Here is a 19,705-nt window from a genome sequence, read left to right as displayed (position 1 = left end):
CGTGTTTCGTCTCGGTGCTCTTACTGGTTCGCTCCTCACACGTCCATCAATATAGCTGACTCAGTAAATTGTGTCAATACTTTTTACAAAAATTGTTTTTTGAGTCGGCTGCGGCCGGGGTGCCGATGCGGTGGCTCGGGGCTGAACCTTATGTAATGCAGCGGTTTTGGTCGATCGCCCGCCATTGGATCGAGCAGAAAAATTTTACTTCAATTCCAGCAGCCAGTCCAAAATCAGAGCGTTGACTTCACTCGGCCGCTCGTCGTGGGGACAGTGGCCCGTGTTGGGAATTGAAACAAATTTCACTGGTTTATCGTTGGCGGCCAATTGTTGATAAATCTGGCTGCCGGCGATCGGCGTCCACGGGTCGTCTGCGCCCCAAAGTACCAATAACGGACGATCGACTTTGGGCAGCAATTCTGACGGTTGAGGGCCTGGAGGGGCTGTGAGAATCGAGGCAAACACTTGTTGAGCTCCGGGCTCACAGGAGGGGGCGTGCAGGAGTTCTACGAGTTCGTCGGTGATGGCTTCGCGGTTCCCGTAGACTTGGCGCAGGGTGTTGCGGATGCGGTGTTTTTGGCGGATGTTGTTGAAGACAAAGGGGCCGATCAGGGGCGATCGAACTAATTTAGTAAAAGTCCCCATCACTACTCGCAGCGGGAAATTTAGTTCGTCCGGCCGGTGGTTGAGTCCGCCAGCACAGTTTATTAAGACTGCGCCTGCTGATATTTCTGGATGGTTGGCGACTACCATCAAACTCAGCAAAGCGCCGATCGAATTCCCGACAAATACCGCCGGTTCCTGTACCAGATCCGCCCAGAAATCTCTCAGCAATTCTTCCCACAATTCCAGAGTGTAATCTAGGGCTGGTTTGGCGGAAGCACCGAATCCCAGCAAGTCCAGCGCAAATACGCGATAGCCACCGGCCGCTAGTGGGGGGATATTTTGCCGCCAATGTCCGATCGAAGCCCCAAATCCGTGAATCAAGATCAGAGGGCGGCCGGTTCCTTGGACGGTATATTGGATTTTGTGACCTTTCCAAGTCCAAATTAATTTTTCAAAGCTGGTTGCAGATACTAATTGTTGTGCAGTCACGGCTATTATGTAAAGTTTCGTTAACTACTTTCATCATAGCAGAAGTCAGTAGTCAGTAGTCAGTAGTCAGTAGTCAGTAGTCAGTAGTCATGAATTATTGGTTATTGGTTATTGGTTATTTGTTATTGGTTATTTGTTATTGGTTATTGGTTATTATTTGTAATACCCAATGCCCCATGCCCAATGCCCCATGCCCCATTCCCAATTCCCATTCCCAATTCCCAATTTCCATTTTTACTTTTTTTGTAGCAACCAATAAGTCATCATATTCCCCTTACCTTTTACCGGAATCACGCCTCGCCTCTCAAACAAATACTTATCTTTCAAAAGCTCATAAGTAACATCAGTAACTTGAATTCTGCCTGCAAAACCCGTAGCTTCCATCCTCGCCGCTACATTCACCGTATCTCCCCACAAATCATAAGTGAACTTGCTCACACCAATTACTCCCGCAACCACCGGCCCGGAATTGATGCCGACGCGAATTGCCAGTTTTTCCCCTGTCTCGGCGCACAACTTTGCTATTTTTGCCTGCATTCCCAGGGCCATTTGGGCGATCGCCTCGGCGTGATCCTGTCTCGGCGTAGGCAATCCCCCGACTACCATGTAAGCATCGCCAATAGTCTTAATTTTCTCCACACCGTACTTTTCAGCTAACTGGTCGAAGTGGGAAAAAATTACGTTCAAGCGCTTTACCAACTCGGTGGGAGACATTCTAGCAGACAACTCAGTAAAGCCAACAATATCAGCAAATAAAACACTTACTTGGGCAAAACTGTCGGCGATCGTGCTTTGCTCTGCCTTCAAACGTTCTGCGATTGGTTTGGGTAAAATATTTAACAGCAACTTCTCGCTTTGTTCTTGTTGAACTTTTAGCGCTTCTTGCGCTAATTTGCGCTCTGTAATGTCAGAAACAGTACCCTCATAGTAGAGCAGCTCACCTTTTGAATCTCGAACCGCCCGAACATTTTCTGACACCCAAATCCGGCGCCCGTCTTTGCGACATACCATAGATTCAAACCCCGAAACGGCATTCTCAGCATCCATAGCAGCCACAAATTCGAGGCGGCGTTCTGGGTCAACGTAAAGTTGCTGAGCAATATTTTTAATCTCGGACATCAGTTCTTCTGGCGAGTCGTAACCGTACAATTTTGCCAAAGCTGGGTTAGCGCTGAGATAGCCTCCTGAAGGCGTGCTTTGAAAAATGCCTTCCATCGCATTTTCTACAATGCTGTGATATTTTTCTTGGGCAATACGCAGCAATTCTTCTGCTTGTTTGCGCTGAATCAAAGAACCTAATTGAGTGCCAACAGCATTAAAAACATCTATAAATCGTGCGTCTTTCCCACCAGACGAAATTTTAAAGAAAACTAGCACTGCCAATACTTCATCGCCTACCAAAATCGGCACGCCAAAACCCGCTTTGAATCCGAGTTCTAGTGCTATTTGACTTCGGAAAAAATGCGGGTAGCCCCTGGAAATATCTTCTACCCATTCCGGTTGCTTGGATGCCCAAACTCGTCCCGGCAGCCCTATATTCATGGCAAATGTCAGTTGTTCGCTTTGCCTGCGGAATGCATCCATCCTCGCGTTGCTTGCATACCAGCCCCGGGCAGATTGCAGGACAGTTCCTTCTGCATCGGGAATCCAAGCTTCTCCTACATCCCATCCGATTGTTTCGCCAACTTGGTGCAGAATTACTTCTAAAGCTGAGTGAAAGTCTACAGCTTCGCCGATCGCCCGCGTAGTTTCCAGCAAAAACCGGATTGATTCTTCAGCCCGCTGCCGTTCTGCTATTTCTTCCTGCAATCTAGAATTGCGATCGTGCAGTTCCCTAGCTTGCTGTTGCAGTTGGGATTGCAGCAAACGAAGGGAAAGTTGGTTTTGGACGCGGGCTAAAACTTCTTCTACTTGAAACGGTTTAGTAATATAATCTACTCCTCCTACTTGAAAAGCCTTAACTTTTTCCATAACGTCATCTAGTGCACTAATAAAAATTACCGGAATATCTTTAGTTTGTGGGCTTAACTTTAACTTCTCACAAACTTCATACCCGTTCATTTGCGGCATATTAATATCTAGTAAAATTAGATCGGGAGGAGATATTTGTGCCCCTTGCAAAGCCAAGTGTCCGTTAATAGCCTTCCTGACATGATACCCGTGAGATGTCAGCATAGTGGATAAAAGTCGCAAATTATCCGGCATATCGTCAACGATCAGAATGTCTTTAGGAGTCGCTGGTAATGGATGGTCATTCATCATAATATAATTGAGTTAAATCGATAATGATATCTATCCGAAAATTATCAACTAAATCTGTTAAAGCGTTAGCGAGATTTGCCTCAGTTTCGGGAATTTCCTCGATCAGTTCGAGGATGCGGTTGTCGTCAACACAAAGTGCTGCTCGGTGCAACTCGACCACCCAGTCTGTGGGCATTACACTCAAATCCTCGGTGGTCAAACTTTTAAGCAGCGTCGGTGTTGAAAAAGAAGTAGATAAGTTTTCTTTCTCATAAATATAACGCAGGTTGAGGTGCTGCGCTATCTTTTCAAATAGTACCTCTTCCCGAAATGGTTTACAGATCAAATCGTTACAACCAGCAGACAAAATTATTTGTCGCTGCTCGTCAAAAGCACTGGCAGTCAGGGCAATAATTATTGTTTCTCTACCTTCTAGAGTTTTTTTGATCTGTCTTGTCGCTTCATACCCATCCATCACGGGCATCAGCATATCCATTAATATCAAGTGCGGCTTCCAAGTTGAATGCAAAGCAATTGCTTCTTGACCGTTAGTTGCTTCCCGGACTTCAAATCCCAGGGGAACCAGCAGCTTAAGCAGCAGTTGGCGATTTTCTGCTACATCTTCAACTATTAATATCCGATAAGTGTCTTGTCCGGCTTCTAAAGCAATAACTTGTTTAATCGGTGATTTTTCTTGTTCATCACTTTCTGTTACTAAGTTAACCCAGATATTAAAGCTGAAAGTTGTGCCTTGGCCGAGTTGACTTTCAACAGCAATGTCACCTCCCATAATCCGGACAAACTGTTGGCTGATCGGCAACCCCAGACCAGTTCCCTGCATGGATTTTCGACCAGTTTCCGTTTGTACAAATGGCTTAAATAATGTGGAAAGTTCCCAGGGAGAAATGCCGGGACCTGTGTCGGCAATTTCAAAATACAATTGGGATTGGTTTTCTTCTATGGCGTCTTTTTCAGCTTCGCTGCTGACGCGCAAAGTAACGGTTCCCTGTTGAGTAAATTTAATCGCATTCCCGACCAAGTTAATTAAAACTTGCCGCAATTTAGCTTCGTCTGTTTGAATGTACTGCGGCAAATCATCGGCATTTTCAAAGATTAGGTGCAAACCTTTTGAGTTGGCTTTTAGTTGCAGCATTTCTTTGAGACTGTTGAGAAGGTTGTAGAGATTGAAGCGGCTGGGATTGATAGTGATTTGACCTGCTTCTATTTTGGACATTGACAAAACATCATTGATGAGTTCCAGCAAATGTTCGCCGCTGCGGTTAATAATTTCTATGTATTCTTTTTGTTCTTCCGTGATAGAACTGTTGCGAGCCATGACTTGGGAAAAACCGAGAATGGCGTTGAGAGGTGTACGGAGTTCGTGGCTCATGGAAGCTAGAAATTGGCTTTTGGCGCGGTTGGCAACTTCGGCATTTTCTTTGGATTTAATCAGTTCAATCGACTGCCTTTGAGTGCGCGCGAGCAATTCCGCTTGCTGTAATGCTACTCCTAGCTGAGTACCTACATCAACTACAACGTTGATTTCAGCTTCGCTCCACTGCCGGGGAGCTGAATTTTGATAGGATGCTAGTAATCCCCAGAGCGTTTTTCCGCAGAAAATTGGTACAATAATGTAGGATTTAGCTTGAAATTTTTCTAGCAAATGGATGTAACAAATATCGAATCCTTGCTTGTAAATATCTGAGACACAAAGGTAAGTTTTACCTCGGCTGTAGGCTCCACCTTGGGTTTCTTGCAAATAGGTATCGCGTACTTCTTGTGAGGGGCTATCTAATCCTTTGACGACGCAACGGTCGCTGTCTAAAGCGCCTTCAGTAAGGTGAGAATCGATCTCCTGTGCTTGGATGAAAGAAACCCACTTCTGGTCACGGGATTCGGCTACAAATTCGCCGCTCCAGTCTGGATTGAAACGGTAAATGGCGACTCGATCGCACTTCAGGGTTTGGCGCAATTCTCGGGTTGTGGCGTGAAAAATTTCTCGGATATCTAAAGTTTGCCGCATTCTTTCAATGATGCGGGCGATCGCTCTTTGTCGTAAAGCACTTTCTTGCAGTTCGGTTTCTGCCTGCTTGCGTTCGGTAATATCTACAGCCATTAAAGCAATGCCGATCGCTGTACCGTTATCGTCAATTAGCTGAGTATTGTACCACTCGCAGATAATAATTCTGCCGTCTTTAGTCCGATTTTCGGTAGTGCCGCTGGATTTGGCATTCAAGTCATGATTTAAAATCTCAGATAATTGCGGGTGGTAGCTTTCAGGTACGATCAAATCGGAGGCGACTCGACCAATCGCTTCTTGCTCACTGTAGCCAAAAATAGCAACGGCGGCGGGATTCCAAGTAATAATTTCTAAATTGAGGTTTAACTCAATAATTGCGATCGGCGTTTGCTGCAATAAAAACGAGATTCTTTGCTGCGATGCTAGCAGTTTCTCTTCGGCTAATTTGCGGTCTGTGATGTCATTAGCGGCGCCGAGAATTTGTTTGGGTTTACCATCAGTTGTTCTGAGAAATACTGTATCCCAACTGTGCAGCCACCGCCATTCACCGTTTTTGTGTTTCATTCGGTATTGAAATTGAATGATATCGCCGTCTTTGGCTCGCTCCCATTTTTGGATATTTTCAAAAAAAGCTGGCAAATCCTCGGGGTTCATCAGCGTTGACATCATTTCTGTACCCATATCTTGTATTTCTCGGGTGGTGTATCCGAGCATCGTTGAAAGTTGTCTGTTGCTGTAGACATTCCGCTGTTCAATTACATCGTAAACGTACAATAGGTTGGGATTGGAATCGGCGATCGCTTGAATGAAGTGTTGGCTCTCTCTGAGTGCGGATTCTGTTTGTTTGCGAACGCTAATATCTCGCGCCACGATAATCACTGAATCTGGAGTCAGGGGAGAAACTTTAGCGTCGAGGCAAACGTCGCGCTCTCCGATTTTAAAGCTATATTCAACATTGATGGTTTGCTGCGTTTTTAGAGCTTGTTGGATGGCATTTAATACTAAATCTGCTATAGGTTTAGGCAAGACTTCGTGAGCGGTTTTGTTAATCATTTCGCTTGCAGGTTTCACCAAAATCGTTGATGCTGTCGGAGCAATTTTGATGCAGCGCCCTTCTGCATTTCTCACTAAAACTGTGTCAGTCATGGCGGCAAAAATCGCCCGCAATTCAGTTTCAGATTCTTGCAAAGCTTGCTCGGCGCGGACACGGGTGCGAATTTCTGCTTGCAGCACTTTATTTTGCCGATCGAGCTGCTGAATTCGGTTTTTTTCTCGTTCGATCAGTTTAGCTTGAGCGATAGCGATCCCTACTTGAGCCGCCACAGCTTCTAATAAGTCGATTTCCTCGGAAGTCCATTCCCGGTAACGATCGCACTGGTGCAAACAGATAGCCCCGTTTGCCCGGCCTTGGTAGGAAGTGCGAATTGCCAGCATCGATTTTAACCCAAGCTTCTGGCAAATCGGTTGAACAGCTTGCAACAGAGGGTCTGAATAAACATTGTTGGAGGCGATCGCCAGATCTTGTATCATCATTTGTATGACGTGAGGATTGCCCCAAATTGGAACAGGTACATTCCGAATAGATTCACACTCGGGTTCGAGATACTCTGCCGCCAGAGGAATATCGACTTGGGGGGTAGTAACGTAAGTATGAATCAAACAGCGATTGGCGCAGAATGCCAGACCGATTTGAGTTGCAGCTATTTGAAATATTTGTTCTGGCTGCAAGCTTGAGCGAATTTCTTGAGTTATTTTTGCAATTAGCAATTCTCGTTGAACTTGCCGTTCTAAAGCAGCTTTAGCTCCAGCCATTTCTATTTCTGCGTGCTTGCGCTCGCTGATATCAAAAAGTACGCCATACCAAACAATATCGCCATTATCGCGTATTTCTGGCCGAGAATTAGATTGCAGCCATTTGAGTTTACCCGACGGTGTAATAATCCGCCATTCAAAGGCAAAAGGTTCTAAAGTTTGGGCGCTAGTAGCAATTTTTTTGACCAGATAATCTTGGTCATCTGGATGATTTTGAGAGAAGCAAAATTCGGGATTTTTTAAAATTTCCTCACTCTCTAATTCGTAAATCTCCCGACAAGCATAACTAATATATTCAAACTTGAAACTTCCATCTGGCTTCTTTATAAATTGATAAAGAACTCCCGGTATATTGACTGCCAATTTCTGCAACCGTGCTTTGCTTTCCCGGAGTGATTGTTCTGTCAGCTTGCGAAATTCTACCTCTTGTTGCAGTTGGGCATTCTGCTGTTTTAATTGTTTTGATAGCTGTTGTATAGTCAATTGACTTTCGAGCCGCACTAAAATTTCTTCCACTTGAAAAGGCTTAGTAATGTAGTCAACACCGCCGACTTCAAAAGCTTTGACTTTGTAAAAAGTTTCCTCAAAAACGCTCAAGAAAATAACCGGGATTTCTCTAGTTTTTTCGTTAGCTTTCAGTCGGGCGCACACTTCATAGCCGTTCATTTTGGGCATGGCAATATCCAGCAAAATTAAGTCTGGGAGGACGGTTAAATTAGCATTAACCACCATTTCTCCCGAAATCGCCCGCTGAACTTTATACCCTTCTTTCGTCAATATGTCTGATATAAACCGCAGGTTTTGGGGCTGATCGTCAATAATTAAAATTTGAATATTTTCTTTATCTAATATCATTTTTGTCGGATTCTTGTGATTTTTTTAGTGCTACCAGCAGATTGATAATTTAATAAGTTTAGCGATTCCTTTCCGATCGTAATTATTATTTATTAAACACTTTTTGACCTCAGCAACCAAAAGAGTAATTTTAGATATTAGTTCATCAAATAACGCACCTTCTCTACTTTTAACTTTAGTTGCTATAGCAAAACCATTTGATTTGTAAACAATCGATTCAATGATCACAAGCGTTTCAGGTGGTTCTACATTCATGACTCAAATAGACTTGCTATAGTTTTAAGTTGGTAACTAAAGTTAACCGTATTTTAATTATATTTAATTGCCCACAAAAATCCCCTTATTTGCTGTCCCAATTAAGTTTGTCTAAAAACAATCATCGCTTAGGCACTCCACACCAAAACAACCGGGTTTTTTAACTTTGTTCAATGGCTGCGACAACATATTTTTGTACAACCAGGTTGAGCCGCCTGGGACAGTTTTTTTTACTTGACTTTAGCATTAAAGATCCCATGAGGATAACGCAAGTTTCTTGACATTTTGCTGCCATCTTCAAAAAGTTTTAGCACATATACATACCTGTACGCAGTGCGAGGCGAATAAACCGGGTTTTTTACTCTTGCCCCAGGGAGGATCTCAATGAAAGCAACCAAGCTAGAAATTGGAGTTTTGAGCCAAGAGACACGAGGCAGGAGGAAAGAGGAAGAAGGAAGGAGCCAGAAGAAGTATTTTTACAAATATGAGATGCTCCCTTGCCCCAGGCTGCAACGAAGTATCGCTGTGAAAGAACTCGGTTTCCACGCACCCGTCCACAAGTCTTAAGATATTTATAGGTGACTAAGAGTATACATGGCTCATTCCGCACCCAAAGCCTAGCATATCAACTATTTTCTCGGTTTTTTCTATGCCAGCAATTCCTTAAGTTTAGCAATATTTTCACTGCTGAAGTAAATTTTAATTTCTAGTTCTTGGTCAGATTCCCACAGCAGCAGCATATTATCTTCGCCCAAGGCGATTTCGGGATTGTTTAATTCAAGTGTTTGATATTTAACTTCGGGAATGCCTACGCGAATTACCAGTTCCGATTCCAACTGAGGATAGATGTACAATTGCTGTTGCAAGTTGTCAAGTTCTAATTTGTCAACAGTGTTGTTACGTTGGACAGGAGAAGCGGGTGTGTACCAATAGAGAGTTTGCTCCCGAATTTCGGGATTGACTATCACAAATGTTTCGTCAAAACGCTGGGGGTGCCAGTGAATTTCGCTCAGACCGCCGATTTGCGGAATCAGTCGCTGTACCCAGCTAATTTCTTTGCCGTTGAGGTTTCCCCACCACTGACGGATATTATCGAGATTGTCAGCATTTTCGGGGTCGGTGCTGCCGGACTGCCAGACTGTTTTTAGTTGTTGCATATACAGGTTCTCCAGCGAATTTAAATTTGAGATTGCAGGCTTTCAATTGGAGATTCATTCGTTATACAATAATCTTAATGGACTTACCAATTATTTACCACGAAGATTACGTTGCACCCCTGCCACCGGATCACCGCTTCCCGATGGCAAAGTTTCGGATGCTTTACCAGATGCTGCTCGCGGACGGGGTAGCAGATAAATCGCAATTTCACGCTCCCGAACTTCCGCCTCAAGAATGGATTGAATTAGTCCACGACCACTCCTACGTTCAAGCTTACTGCAACGGGACGCTGGATAACAAAGCGACTCGGCGAATTGGTCTGCCTTGGAGTCGGGCCCTTGTTAATCGCACTTGCACTGCGGTTGGAGGAACTGTACTAACTGCCCAGCTAGCTTTAGACTACGGTTTGGCTTGCAATACTGCGGGCGGAACTCATCACGCCTTCCCTGCTTTTGGGTCTGGTTTTTGTATTTTTAATGATTTGGCGATCGCCTCTCGCGTCTTACAAAAAAAGGGTTTAGTTCGCAAAGTTTTAATTGTCGATTTAGATGTCCACCAAGGAGACGGAACCGCCGTAATATTCCAAGATGACAGCAGCGTTTTTACTTTCTCAATGCACTGCGAAGTAAATTTTCCCGGCACTAAACAAAAGGGCGATTTAGATGTACCTTTGCCTGTGGGTATGGAGGACGACGAATATTTACAAACATTGGATAAATTCTTACCTGATTTGCTTTCAAATGTCAAGCCAGATTTAGTTTTGTACGATGCTGGAGTAGACCCTCATCACGGTGACAAACTGGGAAAATTAGCTTTAACTGATACGGGCTTATTTCGCCGGGAAATGCAAGTTTTGATGGCGTGTTTGGCTGGCGGCTATCCCGTTGCCTGCGTGATTGGCGGGGGCTATTCCGATGACGCTAAGGGGTTAGTTTACCGGCATTCGCTGCTGCACCGAGCCGCCAGTCAAGCCTACAGGCAGTATCGACTTTGATGCAGAGCGGCGAGATTTAAAATTGACTTCAGTATTGTTTGGCGATATGATTGCGTGTTTAGGGTATCACTTCATACTAAAAACTGGCTAAAGTGGCATTAACATAGATATATGGCATTCAATCGTAGTGTATTTTATGGAATCTAACTCGTTAAAGATCAAGGAAGATGGGGCACAAGAACCGGCTTTGATGCCGCTCGACAAGCGCTACCTGCTCGTCCTCAACATCAAATCCTTCTGCGACTCCAAAGGCAGCAGGTATCTCGATCCCCTGTGGGAAAAAGACTTAATCGAACACTTCAAGTATTTGAAAAACTTCACGCTAGCATCGCCGCGCGCGCTAGAAACCCCCCCACAAAATGCCAGACAGGTGGATTCGGAAACATCATTTGCTGATGCTAAATTTATTGACCTTCCCTCGCCAAATACCTACGCCCAAGCAATATTGCTGCTGCCGGCGACTGTTGCCCAACTTTGGGGCGCGATCGCCTCTGCAGATATCGTACACAGCGCCGTAGCAGGCTGGCCGATTCCAATGGCATGGTTAGTGACGCCAATAGTCCTTATACAGCGGAAACCATACCTGATCTTAGTCGAGTCCGCACCGTGGCGGCTGCCACCGGGCATCCCTGCCAGCATTAAAGCCAAAATTCTAGCTTACATATCCGAAACATTGAATCGCTGGTGCATCAACAGCGCCGACTTGACCATCTTTACACAGGCAGAATACCAGCAGAGTTTATTAACAAAACGACACAAAGAAAGTCACATAATTAATGCTTCGTGGATAGATGAAGCAAATATTATTTCGGAAGCCGACGCGACAAAAATATGGCACGAAAAACTGTCTCCCTCACCCAAACAACTAAAAATTATATTTGCGGGCAGATTGCATCCTAATAAAGGCTTGTTAGTTCTCCTAGAAGCAATGAAAATCTTGGACGAGCAAAACATTGCCGTCAAGCTGGACATACTCGGTGAAGGCCAACTGTTAAGCAACTGCCAAGCAGCCAGCCAGGCGATGCAAAAATCGGCACAGATTGAACTTTTGGGAACCCTTCCTTACGGCTCAGAATTATTCGGGCGGCTGCAACAATATCATGCTGTTGTGGTTCCCAGCCTCTCAGACGAGCAGCCCAGAATCGTATACGATGCTTATTCCCAGGCCGTACCTGTACTGGCAAACAACACAGCCGGACTCCGCGACTGCATAGAAAACGGCATCACAGGCTCGATCGCTCATTGCAATGACCCCGTTGCTTTAGCAAACTTGCTCAAACAGTCGGGAGAAAACTTGAACCTACTTCAAAATATGGGCATGGCAGCTCTGAACAAGGCTCGCAGCCTGACTCACCAAGAAATGCACCGGCAGCGGTGGCAGCTTTTGTTAATTATGTTGGAGAAATTAAAAAATTAGGCGATACCTGCAGGAGGGCGATCGCTCCAGCTTGCCAGATGGGTACAACTTGAGCTAAAAAGTTGTTAAACAAACAACGGTACTTATGTCGAAGACCAGCGAGTCCAATCACCCCTATCCACTGCTGGTTGTCATTGTTAACTACCGAACCTCTAGTTTGACAATAGACTGCTTGCGCTCTTTAGTTAGCGAAGTTCAATCGCTCCCCGGTATGCGAGTTGTGGTTGGCGACAATGCTTCAGGCGATCGCTCCGTCGAAGAAATTAGTAGTGCGATCGCCTCAGAAGGCTGGAATGAATGGGCATCCTTCGTTCCCCTAGACCGTAACGGCGGATTTGCCTTCGGCAACAACGCCCTCATCCGTCCCGCCTTGCAATCCACCAATCCCCCCCCTTACTTCCTGCTGCTCAACCCAGACACCATAGTTCGCCCCGGTGCCTTAAAAGCCCTCGTCGATTTCATGGACACTCATCCCGAAGCCGGCATCGCCGGCAGCCGCTTGGAAGACCCCGACGGCACCCCCCAGGAGTCAGCTTTTCGGTTTCACAACATCTTGACCGAACTCGATTTTGGTTGGCGGACAGGCTTTATATCGAAGTTATTAGCCAACTGGGTCGCAGCGCCTCCCATTTCCCAAGAAACCTGTCAAACTGATTGGGTAGCTGGAGCCAGCATGATCGTCCGTCGCGAAGTATTTGAAAAGATTGGCTTGATGGATGAAGCTTATTTCATGTACTGCGAAGAAATGGACTTTTGTCTCCAAGCGAACAAAGCTGGCTGGAGTTGCTGGTACGTACCCGAAAGTCGCGTTGTCCACTTAGTCGGCCAAAGCTCAGGCGTCACTGACACCAAAAAGCCCGCCAAGAGGCTGCCCACCTATTGGTTTGATTCCCGGCGTAGGTACTTTATCAAAAACTACGGCTTGGTTTACACAGCATTAACTGATATATCCTGGGCTTCGGGTTTTGCAGCCTGGAGGGTGCGCCGCGTACTTCAAGGCAAACCCGATAGCGCTCCACCACAATTACTGGGGGATTTTGTATTAAATAGTGTATTTTTTAAGGGAGGTAAGATTGAAAAATCCAAAAACTTTTAAAGGGAGTTGGTAAATCCGTCAAAGCCAAATCAACCAGGTTAACCTAGGTCAGGAAAAATTTTTATGATGCAGCCCAGAAATTAATATTTTTGACGCTCGATAAAACCGCGTTGATCCTTCCTTAAAAACCTGAGAAACCAATTAATATTGTGGCCATCAAGAAATAGAGTAAACAATAAATAGTGTGAATTAGAGCTTATGGTAACTGAGCAAAACTTAATCACCAGTGAAAAGGAAGTAGAAGACTCCGGCCTGGGACTGTGGCAGCAAATTAAAGAAGACTGGATTGCTCACGGTCGAGATTGGACAAAACCGGGATTTCGCGCCGTAGCAGTGCAGCGTTTTGGCGTCTGGAGAATGCAGGTAGAACCGAAATTACTGCGAGCTCCTTTGAGCATTATTTATCGAGCACTCTACCGAAAAGTCCGCAATAGTTACGGGATAGACTTGCCTTACACTGTGAAGCTCGGGCGGCGGGTGGTGATTGAACATCAAAACGCTATTATTATTCACGGATATTGTACGATCGGCGACGATTGCATTATTCGCCAAGGTGTAACGTTGGGAAACCGCTATTTGGACAAACCGTTAGAATCCCCTCAATTGGGCGATCGGGTTAACGTCGGTGCTGGTGCAAAAATCCTCGGAAAAGTAAACTTGGGAGACGACGTAAATATCGGTGCCAATGCTGTAGTTTTATCAGATATTCCCGCAGGCAAAACAGCAGTAGGTATCCCGGCCAAGATTCTTCAATCTACCAAAAACCAGGAAAATGCTTAGATCGACATTGCAAAAAATTATCCGCCATCTTGCCATGCGTTACGGCAAGTTCCGTGGCCTTTACATCCAATTCTGTAACCCGGGTTGCAAAGAATACACAGAATTTCTCCGCCGCCACGGCAATTTGTACGTGCTCGGCGAAAATTGCAGCATCTGGCCCAATACCGTCTTTGGAGATCTCGCCTACATCCGCATCGGCAACAACGTTCACTTCTCATCTTGTACCGTGCTCGGCCACGACGGCTCGGTCGCCATGCTTAACCGGGCTTACAACGTTAAACTAGATGCCGTAGGCAAGATAGATATCCGGGACAACGTATTTATTGGTGGCTTAAATGCGCTCGTCCTTCGCAACGTCACCATCGGCCCAAATGCGATCGTCGCCGCCGGTGCCGTCGTCACCAGAGATGTCGCGGAGGCCGATCTAGTGGCCGGCGTCCCCGCCAGACCGATCGGCCGCGTCGAAGACTTAGTGAAAAAATTGCAAGCCGAAACTCAAAGCCTGCCCTGGGCCGAGTTGATTAACAACCGCGAGGGCAGCTTCGACCCCGAAATAGAACCCGAGCTCGTAAAGTTACGAGTGTCGCACTTCTACGGCAATACACCAACTTCAACTGCGGCGCGATCGGCGGCTTGGCCACAACAAACTTTTAACCAATAACGCTATAATTTTAGATTGAAAATTCAATTAAAACAAACAGAGATCTTAGGGTCAACTTTCTCTGTTCTCTCAAGCAAGTTAACTGTGTGGAGATTCAAGCACTCTCCATACTGAGGTTAGAGAGTCATCTTAAGGTAAACTACACAAATAGGCACAATTGTCTACATTTTCAAAAAATTGTACAAATAATGGTTGAGTCAATCACTAAGCCAATGGTTTCTGCTACTGAAGCAGACTGGAGCCGCGAACAAGCTGGCAAGTGGTGGGAGCCTAGTCGCCAACTGCTCAAATCTATCCGCAACTATCAAAAGTGGCGGCAGCAGGGTGGGATGTTCGGATATTTTTTATGCCGTTGGAACATCATTCAGTATCGATTCTGGAGCGTTGTAAGTGCAACAGACATCCCTTTAAACTGCCAAATACAAGGAGGACTGCTGCTGCCTCATCCTAATGGCATTGTCATTCACCCCAGTGCTTCCATTGGCCCTAACTGTCTGATTCTTCAACAGGTGACAATTGTTGCTGATGTCAAAATCGGCGGTCATGTCGATATTGGTGCAGGAGCGAAAATTATTCGCTCCGTAACGATCGGCGATCATGCTTTGATTGGTGCTAATGCTGTGGTGATTTGTGATGTGCCACCAGGTGCAACCGCAGTGGGAATTCCCGCAAAAATCATCGAGAAAAAAACCCAGGAAGTCTGAAAAATAATTTCTAGAAGTCGCAGAAAAATTATGAAATTAGCTGGACTTTTATTAAAATATAAAACGAACTACTCAGTAGTCGAATTCAAGAGGTAAAACTTGAAACAAATTGGATTAGTAGCGATCGGACGAAATGAAGGGCAGCGCCTGCGTCAGTGCCTAGTCTCAGCCACAGACAAAGTTGCCCGCGTCGTCTACGTCGATTCCGGCTCAACAGACGGTAGCCTAGAGTTAGCCCGATCGATCGGAGCCGATACAGTAGAACTAGACTTATCTATACCGTTTACCGCAGCACGCGCCAGAAACGAAGGCTTTGCCCGCTTGCTGGAACTAGCGCCAGACATCGAATTTGTCCAATTTGTGGACGGTGACTGCGAAGTAGTTGATGGATGGATAGATCGGGCCTACAGCGAACTCGCAGCCAAACCAGACGTCGCAGCAGTATGCGGGCGCAGGCGCGAACGATACCCCGAAGCAAGCATCTACAACCAATTGTGCGACATCGAGTGGGATACCCCCATCGGCGAAACCAAAGCCTGCGGTGGCGACTCCATGATGCGCGCCACCGCATTTCAGCAAGCCGAGGGTTTCAATCCTGCACTCATAGCCGGCGAAGAACCCGAACTGTGCTTGCGACTCCGCCAAAAAGGTTGGATAATTCTTCGCTTAGACGCAGAAATGACCCTGCACGACGCGCAAATGACCAGTTTCGCTCAGTGGTGGAAGCGGGCTCAAAGAGCGGGTCACGCCTATGCCGAAGGTTCCTGGATGCACGGAAGCCAACCAGAGCGCCATTGGGTCAAAGAAACCCGCAGCACCTGGTTTTGGGGCTTAGTCTTGCCAGCCCTAGCCTTGGCAATGACATGGCCCACAAAAGGCTGGAGCTTGTTACTATTGAGTGGCTACCCCTTAGCAACCTATCGCACCTATAACTATTATATAAAGCATCGGGAGCTCAGAACTAAAGAGGCAGCCATCTACGCTTTTTCATGTGTATTAGCCAAATTTCCCCAGCTACAAGGTCAAATCCAGTTTCACCAGCGCCGATTGCTGGGGCAGCAGAGCAAGCTAATCGAATACAAAACAACAAACTCTATTAATTCAGCCAGCTAGAATTACTCCCCAAGCCTAGCTCCCTCATACAAGAATTCAAAATTAACTCACAAACACAGGTAGCAAACAAATGATTAAGAAAAAATTAAAAGTTTTACTAATTGTAGAGCAGTGCAATCCTGACTGGGCATCTGTACCTTTGGAGGGCTACAATTATTTTCAAGAGATTAACAATTTAGTTGATGCGACACTGGTTACCCATATTAGAAATAAACCCGCTCTTGAAAAACACCCTAAATACGAAAAAGTTTTCTACATGGAAGAAGGAAAGTTAGCTAAACAATATTATAAAATAGTCGCCAAAATTACGGCAAACGGGCGAGTAAATTGGCCTCTTTATAATGCCTTGAGCTACCCAATTTATGAAGAATTCAATCAGCAAGTCTATCAAAAATTTCAAGCAAAAATCCTCAACGGAGATTATGACATAGTTCATGCAATTACCCCCATGATGCCGCGATACCCGTTTAAGGTAGTGAGTGTGTGTCAGCAGACTCCTTTTATTCTAGGGCCTGTGAATGGGGGCATTCCCTTTCCACCAGGCTTTCAAAAAACAGCCAGACAAGAATTTGCTCAATTCAACTTTTTGAGAGCAGTTGGGCGAGCATTAATTCCAGGTTATGTAGAAACTTACAAGAAAGCAGATAAAGTATTGGCAGGTTCAACATATACTCTAAATTTGCTAAAAAAATTGTTTGCTATCCCTGATCGAAGAATAGAGCTGTTTTACGAAAATGGGATTTCCCAGGATTTTTTAATGTCTGCAAAACCAGCAAAAGAAGAAGGGTCCCCGATAAATTTACTTTTTGTGGGCAGATTAGTGCCTTACAAATGCGCCGATGTTGTCATAGAGTCTATTGGGAACTTAGCCCAGGCACTTCAAAGTAAAATACGCTTAACAATCGTAGGAGATGGCTCGGAAAGAAATAACTTGGAAAACCGAGTCAAGGATCTTAATTTAGGCGAAATAGTCAGCTTTACAGGATGGGTAAATCAATCAGAAACTCTGGATTATTACAGAAAAGCAGATATTTTTTGTTTCCCTTCGATCCGAGAGTTTGGTGGCGCAGTGGTAATCGAAGCTATGGCTTGCGGACTTCCCTGCATAGTTGCCAATAACGGGGGTATTGGTGAATACGTGAATGAAGAAACTGGTTTTAAGATAGAGCCGATTTCTAGAGAGTATCTCACTCAGGAGTTGACAAGTAAAATTCAGATGTTGGTCGAAGATGATAAACTGCGGGAAATTATGTCAGCTAAGGCTATAGAAAGAGCCAGAGAATTTGAATGGGAAAATAAAGCCAGAAAAATGGTCGAGATTTACGAAAAAATGCTCTGTGAGAAAAGTGTTAGTGCATCGACATAGTAGAGCGACATCGTTGAGTTAAAAATTAGAAAGCAGGTACGAAATGAAGGCAAAAATTGGATACTTTATTCCACAATTTCCAGGACAAACACACATTTTTTTGTGGCGGGAGCGACAATTTCTGGCAGAACTTGGAACTGAAACAGATTTAGTATCAACTCAACCGCCCCCCAGAGCGATCGCTTCTCACGTATGGGCAGAAGAAGCTCAAAAAAATACTGTTTATCTCTTTCCTTTTGCTGCGAAAGATTTTATTAACTCATTCCTAGAGGTTCTCAAAGCTGGCCCCGCTGCATGGTGGCAGTGCCTCGCAGTTATTGCCAAAGCGAGTGACACATCGTTATCTGAAAAGGTGCGACTCCTGGCATGGATTTTTGTGGCTGGCAAACTAGCAGGGTTAACAAAAACAAAAGGTTGGTCTCACATCCATGTTCATTCCTGTGCCAATGCCGCCAATATAGCCTTATTTAACTCAATTCTTACAGGCTGTACTTACAGTATGACTCTTCACGGGCCTACTCTAGAAGTGTACGGGTCAAATCAGGAACAAAAGTGGAAAAATGCTGCTTTTGCGATCGTCATATCTCAACTGCTTCTCAATGATGTCAAACATAAATTAGCGAACTTTCTTCCCAAACAATTAGCTGTGGCTCCAATGGGAGTTAATTTTGCAGAAATTAAACGCAGCAGCCCTTACACGCCTTGGCAAGAAGGAAGTCCGTGCAAGATTTTTGCTTGCGGCCGCCTCAACCCGGTGAAAGGTCACAAATACTTGGTTGAGACGGTAGAATTGCTGCGAAATCGGGGATTTGACGTGAGGCTGCAAATTGCAGGCGAGGATGAACAAGGGGGCAGCGGATATCACCAAGAGCTACAAAAAATGATAGAAGATAAATCGATGTCCCAATGCGTGGAGCTACTTGGGGCTGTTTCGGAACAGGCAATTCGCCAAGGTCTAGAAGCAGCTCACGTTTTCGCTTTGGCAAGTTTGAATGAAGGAGTTCCAGTTGCTGTGATGGAAGCAATGGCGATGGAGGTGCCGGCGGTAGTTACTAATGTAGGCGGAACTTCTGAGCTAGTAGATGACGGCGCGGATGCTGTATTAGTCCAATCAGAAAAACCCGAAGAAATGGCAGATGCGATCGCCCATCTCCTCCACAATCCAGAACTTGCTTTGAGCCTCAGCCAGGAATCCCGGAAAAAAATTATCGCCAAATTTAGCCACGCCCGCAGTGCAGAAACTTTAGTTCAGTGCTTTGAAAAACTTGGAATAACTAACCCGTCTTAATTATTCCAAAGCAGAAATGTAATCTAAGATTACATAAATCCAGTGGGGCCCAAAACAAGTTATGCGAATTTTAGTTGTTGCTCAGAATGCCTCAACTAAATTCGGCGGCGAGGCATTGCTGCCGTTGAACTACTTCAGGATACTTCGATCGCGCCCATTGGTGACAAGTTAAGAAGAGCGCTCGAAAGTCAAGAGGGACTTTCTCAACAAGCTCAAACGTGTGAAACTCAGACTGGAGCAGTCATCTAGCCCTGGTGAGCCCCCATGAGCCACAAGCGAAAAACTAATAGAGACCATGCTAAGAAGAGCCAACGACCGATGGTGGAAGATGAAGTGGTCGCCGCCCAAATCGAAGCCTTGGTCACACCCGCCATTACCTTGGAGTGAAAATTACTACCGCCGACTGGGGTTGAGAGATCGGATACTGAACCTACCGTTGATGGTGGCGGCGCTGCTGACGCTACTGTGGCGGGATGTGGCAGGAGTCAGAGAGCTAACCCGCATCCTGGGGAGGGAAGGTTGTTTATGGTGTCCTCCCACACAAGTATCTCAACAAGCCCTGTCTCAAAGATTCTTGACCTTTCCGGCTGAGTTGTTCGAGAGGGTATTCAAAGAATTACTCCCACAACTCAAACAGGCTTGGAACTCACGAACTCGTCGTCTTGAACCCGAAAGTATACAGTGGACTCGCCGTTGATTTGAGGAGATTTGGATCGCTGACAGTTCAACCCTACAAGCCCTATTCCGGAAACGTAAGGATTCAGGTCTAAACTTAATACCATTTTTTTAAAGATGTGATAGAGATAAAGAATGTAAAATCCAAGACCATCCGGTGAGAAAACCAATGACG

The 19,705-nt window shown here is 45.4% G+C and carries 15 protein-coding genes and 1 pseudogene; 11 read left to right on the top strand and 5 right to left on the bottom strand.

Going from position 1 to position 19,705, the window contains the following annotated elements; genetic code table 11:
• Positions 1-204: 204 nt before the first annotated feature.
• From QUB33_RS07750 to QUB33_RS07735, 4 genes are all read right to left on the bottom strand, one after another.
• Positions 205-1,095, bottom strand: a complete 891-nt coding sequence (locus tag QUB33_RS07750; protein WP_333349154.1) for an alpha/beta fold hydrolase — start codon at positions 1,093-1,095, stop codon at positions 205-207.
• A gap of 234 nt (positions 1,096-1,329) precedes the next feature.
• Positions 1,330-3,357, bottom strand: a complete 2,028-nt coding sequence (locus QUB33_RS07745) for an adenylate/guanylate cyclase domain-containing protein (RefSeq protein ID WP_333349152.1) — start codon at positions 3,355-3,357, stop codon at positions 1,330-1,332.
• Complete coding sequence (locus QUB33_RS07740; protein ID WP_333349150.1) at positions 3,347-8,023, bottom strand: PAS domain S-box protein; 4,677 nt, start codon at positions 8,021-8,023, stop codon at positions 3,347-3,349. The genes QUB33_RS07745 and QUB33_RS07740 overlap by 11 nt, the downstream gene beginning before the upstream one ends.
• A gap of 30 nt (positions 8,024-8,053) precedes the next feature.
• Positions 8,054-8,278: a hypothetical protein gene (locus tag QUB33_RS07735; protein ID WP_333349149.1), complete on the bottom strand. Its 225-nt coding sequence runs from the start codon at positions 8,276-8,278 to the stop codon at positions 8,054-8,056.
• Positions 8,279-8,662: 384 nt separating this feature from the next.
• Here QUB33_RS07735 and QUB33_RS07730 point away from each other — a divergent pair, with 384 nt between their 5' ends.
• The gene (locus QUB33_RS07730; protein WP_333349147.1) at positions 8,663-8,845 is read left to right on the top strand and encodes a hypothetical protein; all 183 of its coding nucleotides are present in this window, start codon (positions 8,663-8,665) and stop codon (positions 8,843-8,845) included.
• Positions 8,846-8,925: 80 nt separating this feature from the next.
• On the opposite strand, the gene QUB33_RS07725 is transcribed toward QUB33_RS07730, so the two are convergent.
• Positions 8,926-9,435 carry a hypothetical protein gene (locus tag QUB33_RS07725; protein WP_333349146.1) on the bottom strand — a complete coding sequence of 170 codons (510 nt, stop codon included), beginning with the start codon at positions 9,433-9,435 and terminating at the stop codon, positions 8,926-8,928.
• Between the two features lie 77 nt (positions 9,436-9,512).
• Here QUB33_RS07725 and QUB33_RS07720 point away from each other — a divergent pair, with 77 nt between their 5' ends.
• From QUB33_RS07720 to QUB33_RS07675, 10 genes and pseudogenes are all read left to right on the top strand, one after another.
• A complete protein-coding gene (locus QUB33_RS07720; RefSeq protein ID WP_333349144.1) occupies positions 9,513-10,430 on the top strand; it encodes a histone deacetylase in 918 nt (305 codons plus the stop codon).
• 136 nt (positions 10,431-10,566) lie between these two features.
• A complete protein-coding gene (locus tag QUB33_RS07715) occupies positions 10,567-11,847 on the top strand; it encodes a glycosyltransferase (protein WP_333349143.1) in 1,281 nt (426 codons plus the stop codon).
• A gap of 85 nt (positions 11,848-11,932) precedes the next feature.
• A complete protein-coding gene (locus QUB33_RS07710; RefSeq protein ID WP_333349141.1) occupies positions 11,933-12,943 on the top strand; it encodes a glycosyltransferase family 2 protein in 1,011 nt (336 codons plus the stop codon).
• A gap of 198 nt (positions 12,944-13,141) precedes the next feature.
• The gene (locus tag QUB33_RS07705; protein WP_333349140.1) at positions 13,142-13,723 is read left to right on the top strand and encodes a serine acetyltransferase; all 582 of its coding nucleotides are present in this window, start codon (positions 13,142-13,144) and stop codon (positions 13,721-13,723) included.
• Positions 13,716-14,384: an acyltransferase gene (locus tag QUB33_RS07700; protein ID WP_333349138.1), complete on the top strand. Its 669-nt coding sequence runs from the start codon at positions 13,716-13,718 to the stop codon at positions 14,382-14,384. Before QUB33_RS07705 ends, QUB33_RS07700 begins: the two co-directional genes overlap by 8 nt.
• A gap of 188 nt (positions 14,385-14,572) precedes the next feature.
• Positions 14,573-15,088 carry a serine acetyltransferase gene (locus QUB33_RS07695; RefSeq protein ID WP_333349137.1) on the top strand — a complete coding sequence of 172 codons (516 nt, stop codon included), beginning with the start codon at positions 14,573-14,575 and terminating at the stop codon, positions 15,086-15,088.
• A 99-nt stretch (positions 15,089-15,187) separates the two neighbouring features.
• Positions 15,188-16,201: a glycosyltransferase gene (locus QUB33_RS07690; protein WP_333349135.1), complete on the top strand. Its 1,014-nt coding sequence runs from the start codon at positions 15,188-15,190 to the stop codon at positions 16,199-16,201.
• Positions 16,202-16,271: 70 nt separating this feature from the next.
• Entirely contained in the window at positions 16,272-17,567 is a 1,296-nt protein-coding gene (locus QUB33_RS07685) for a glycosyltransferase family 4 protein (RefSeq protein WP_333349132.1), read from the top strand.
• Between the two features lie 43 nt (positions 17,568-17,610).
• The gene (gene epsE, locus QUB33_RS07680; protein ID WP_333349130.1) at positions 17,611-18,855 is read left to right on the top strand and encodes an exopolysaccharide biosynthesis GT4 family glycosyltransferase EpsE; all 1,245 of its coding nucleotides are present in this window, start codon (positions 17,611-17,613) and stop codon (positions 18,853-18,855) included.
• A 318-nt stretch (positions 18,856-19,173) separates the two neighbouring features.
• Positions 19,174-19,549, top strand: a pseudogene (locus tag QUB33_RS07675) (IS4 family transposase); the annotation flags it as partial.
• Between the last annotated feature and the right edge of the window lie 156 nt (positions 19,550-19,705).

Origin of the sequence: Microcoleus sp. B3-A4 (assembly GCF_036705385.1) — a bacterium.
Taxonomy (GTDB): domain Bacteria; phylum Cyanobacteriota; class Cyanobacteriia; order Cyanobacteriales; family Microcoleaceae; genus Microcoleus.
Note: the sequence above shows the minus strand (reverse complement) of the source record. Positions and strands in the feature narration are given on the sequence as shown.

Excerpts from the sequence above, each read along its gene's own strand:
- QUB33_RS07745 (WP_333349152.1), bottom strand. The coding sequence starts at position 3,357 with ATGATGAATGACCATCCATTACCAGCGACTCCTAAAGACATTCTGATC.
- QUB33_RS07740 (WP_333349150.1), bottom strand. The coding sequence starts at position 8,023 with ATGATATTAGATAAAGAAAATATTCAAATTTTAATTATTGACGATCAG.
- QUB33_RS07735 (WP_333349149.1), bottom strand. The coding sequence starts at position 8,278 with ATGAATGTAGAACCACCTGAAACGCTTGTGATCATTGAATCGATTGTT.
- QUB33_RS07730 (WP_333349147.1), top strand. The coding sequence starts at position 8,663 with ATGAAAGCAACCAAGCTAGAAATTGGAGTTTTGAGCCAAGAGACACGA.
- QUB33_RS07725 (WP_333349146.1), bottom strand. The coding sequence starts at position 9,435 with ATGCAACAACTAAAAACAGTCTGGCAGTCCGGCAGCACCGACCCCGAA.
- QUB33_RS07720 (WP_333349144.1), top strand. The coding sequence starts at position 9,513 with ATGGACTTACCAATTATTTACCACGAAGATTACGTTGCACCCCTGCCA.
- QUB33_RS07715 (WP_333349143.1), top strand. The coding sequence starts at position 10,567 with ATGGAATCTAACTCGTTAAAGATCAAGGAAGATGGGGCACAAGAACCG.
- QUB33_RS07710 (WP_333349141.1), top strand. The coding sequence starts at position 11,933 with ATGTCGAAGACCAGCGAGTCCAATCACCCCTATCCACTGCTGGTTGTC.
- QUB33_RS07705 (WP_333349140.1), top strand. The coding sequence starts at position 13,142 with ATGGTAACTGAGCAAAACTTAATCACCAGTGAAAAGGAAGTAGAAGAC.
- QUB33_RS07700 (WP_333349138.1), top strand. The coding sequence starts at position 13,716 with ATGCTTAGATCGACATTGCAAAAAATTATCCGCCATCTTGCCATGCGT.
- QUB33_RS07695 (WP_333349137.1), top strand. The coding sequence starts at position 14,573 with ATGGTTGAGTCAATCACTAAGCCAATGGTTTCTGCTACTGAAGCAGAC.
- QUB33_RS07685 (WP_333349132.1), top strand. The coding sequence starts at position 16,272 with ATGATTAAGAAAAAATTAAAAGTTTTACTAATTGTAGAGCAGTGCAAT.
- epsE (WP_333349130.1), top strand. The coding sequence starts at position 17,611 with ATGAAGGCAAAAATTGGATACTTTATTCCACAATTTCCAGGACAAACA.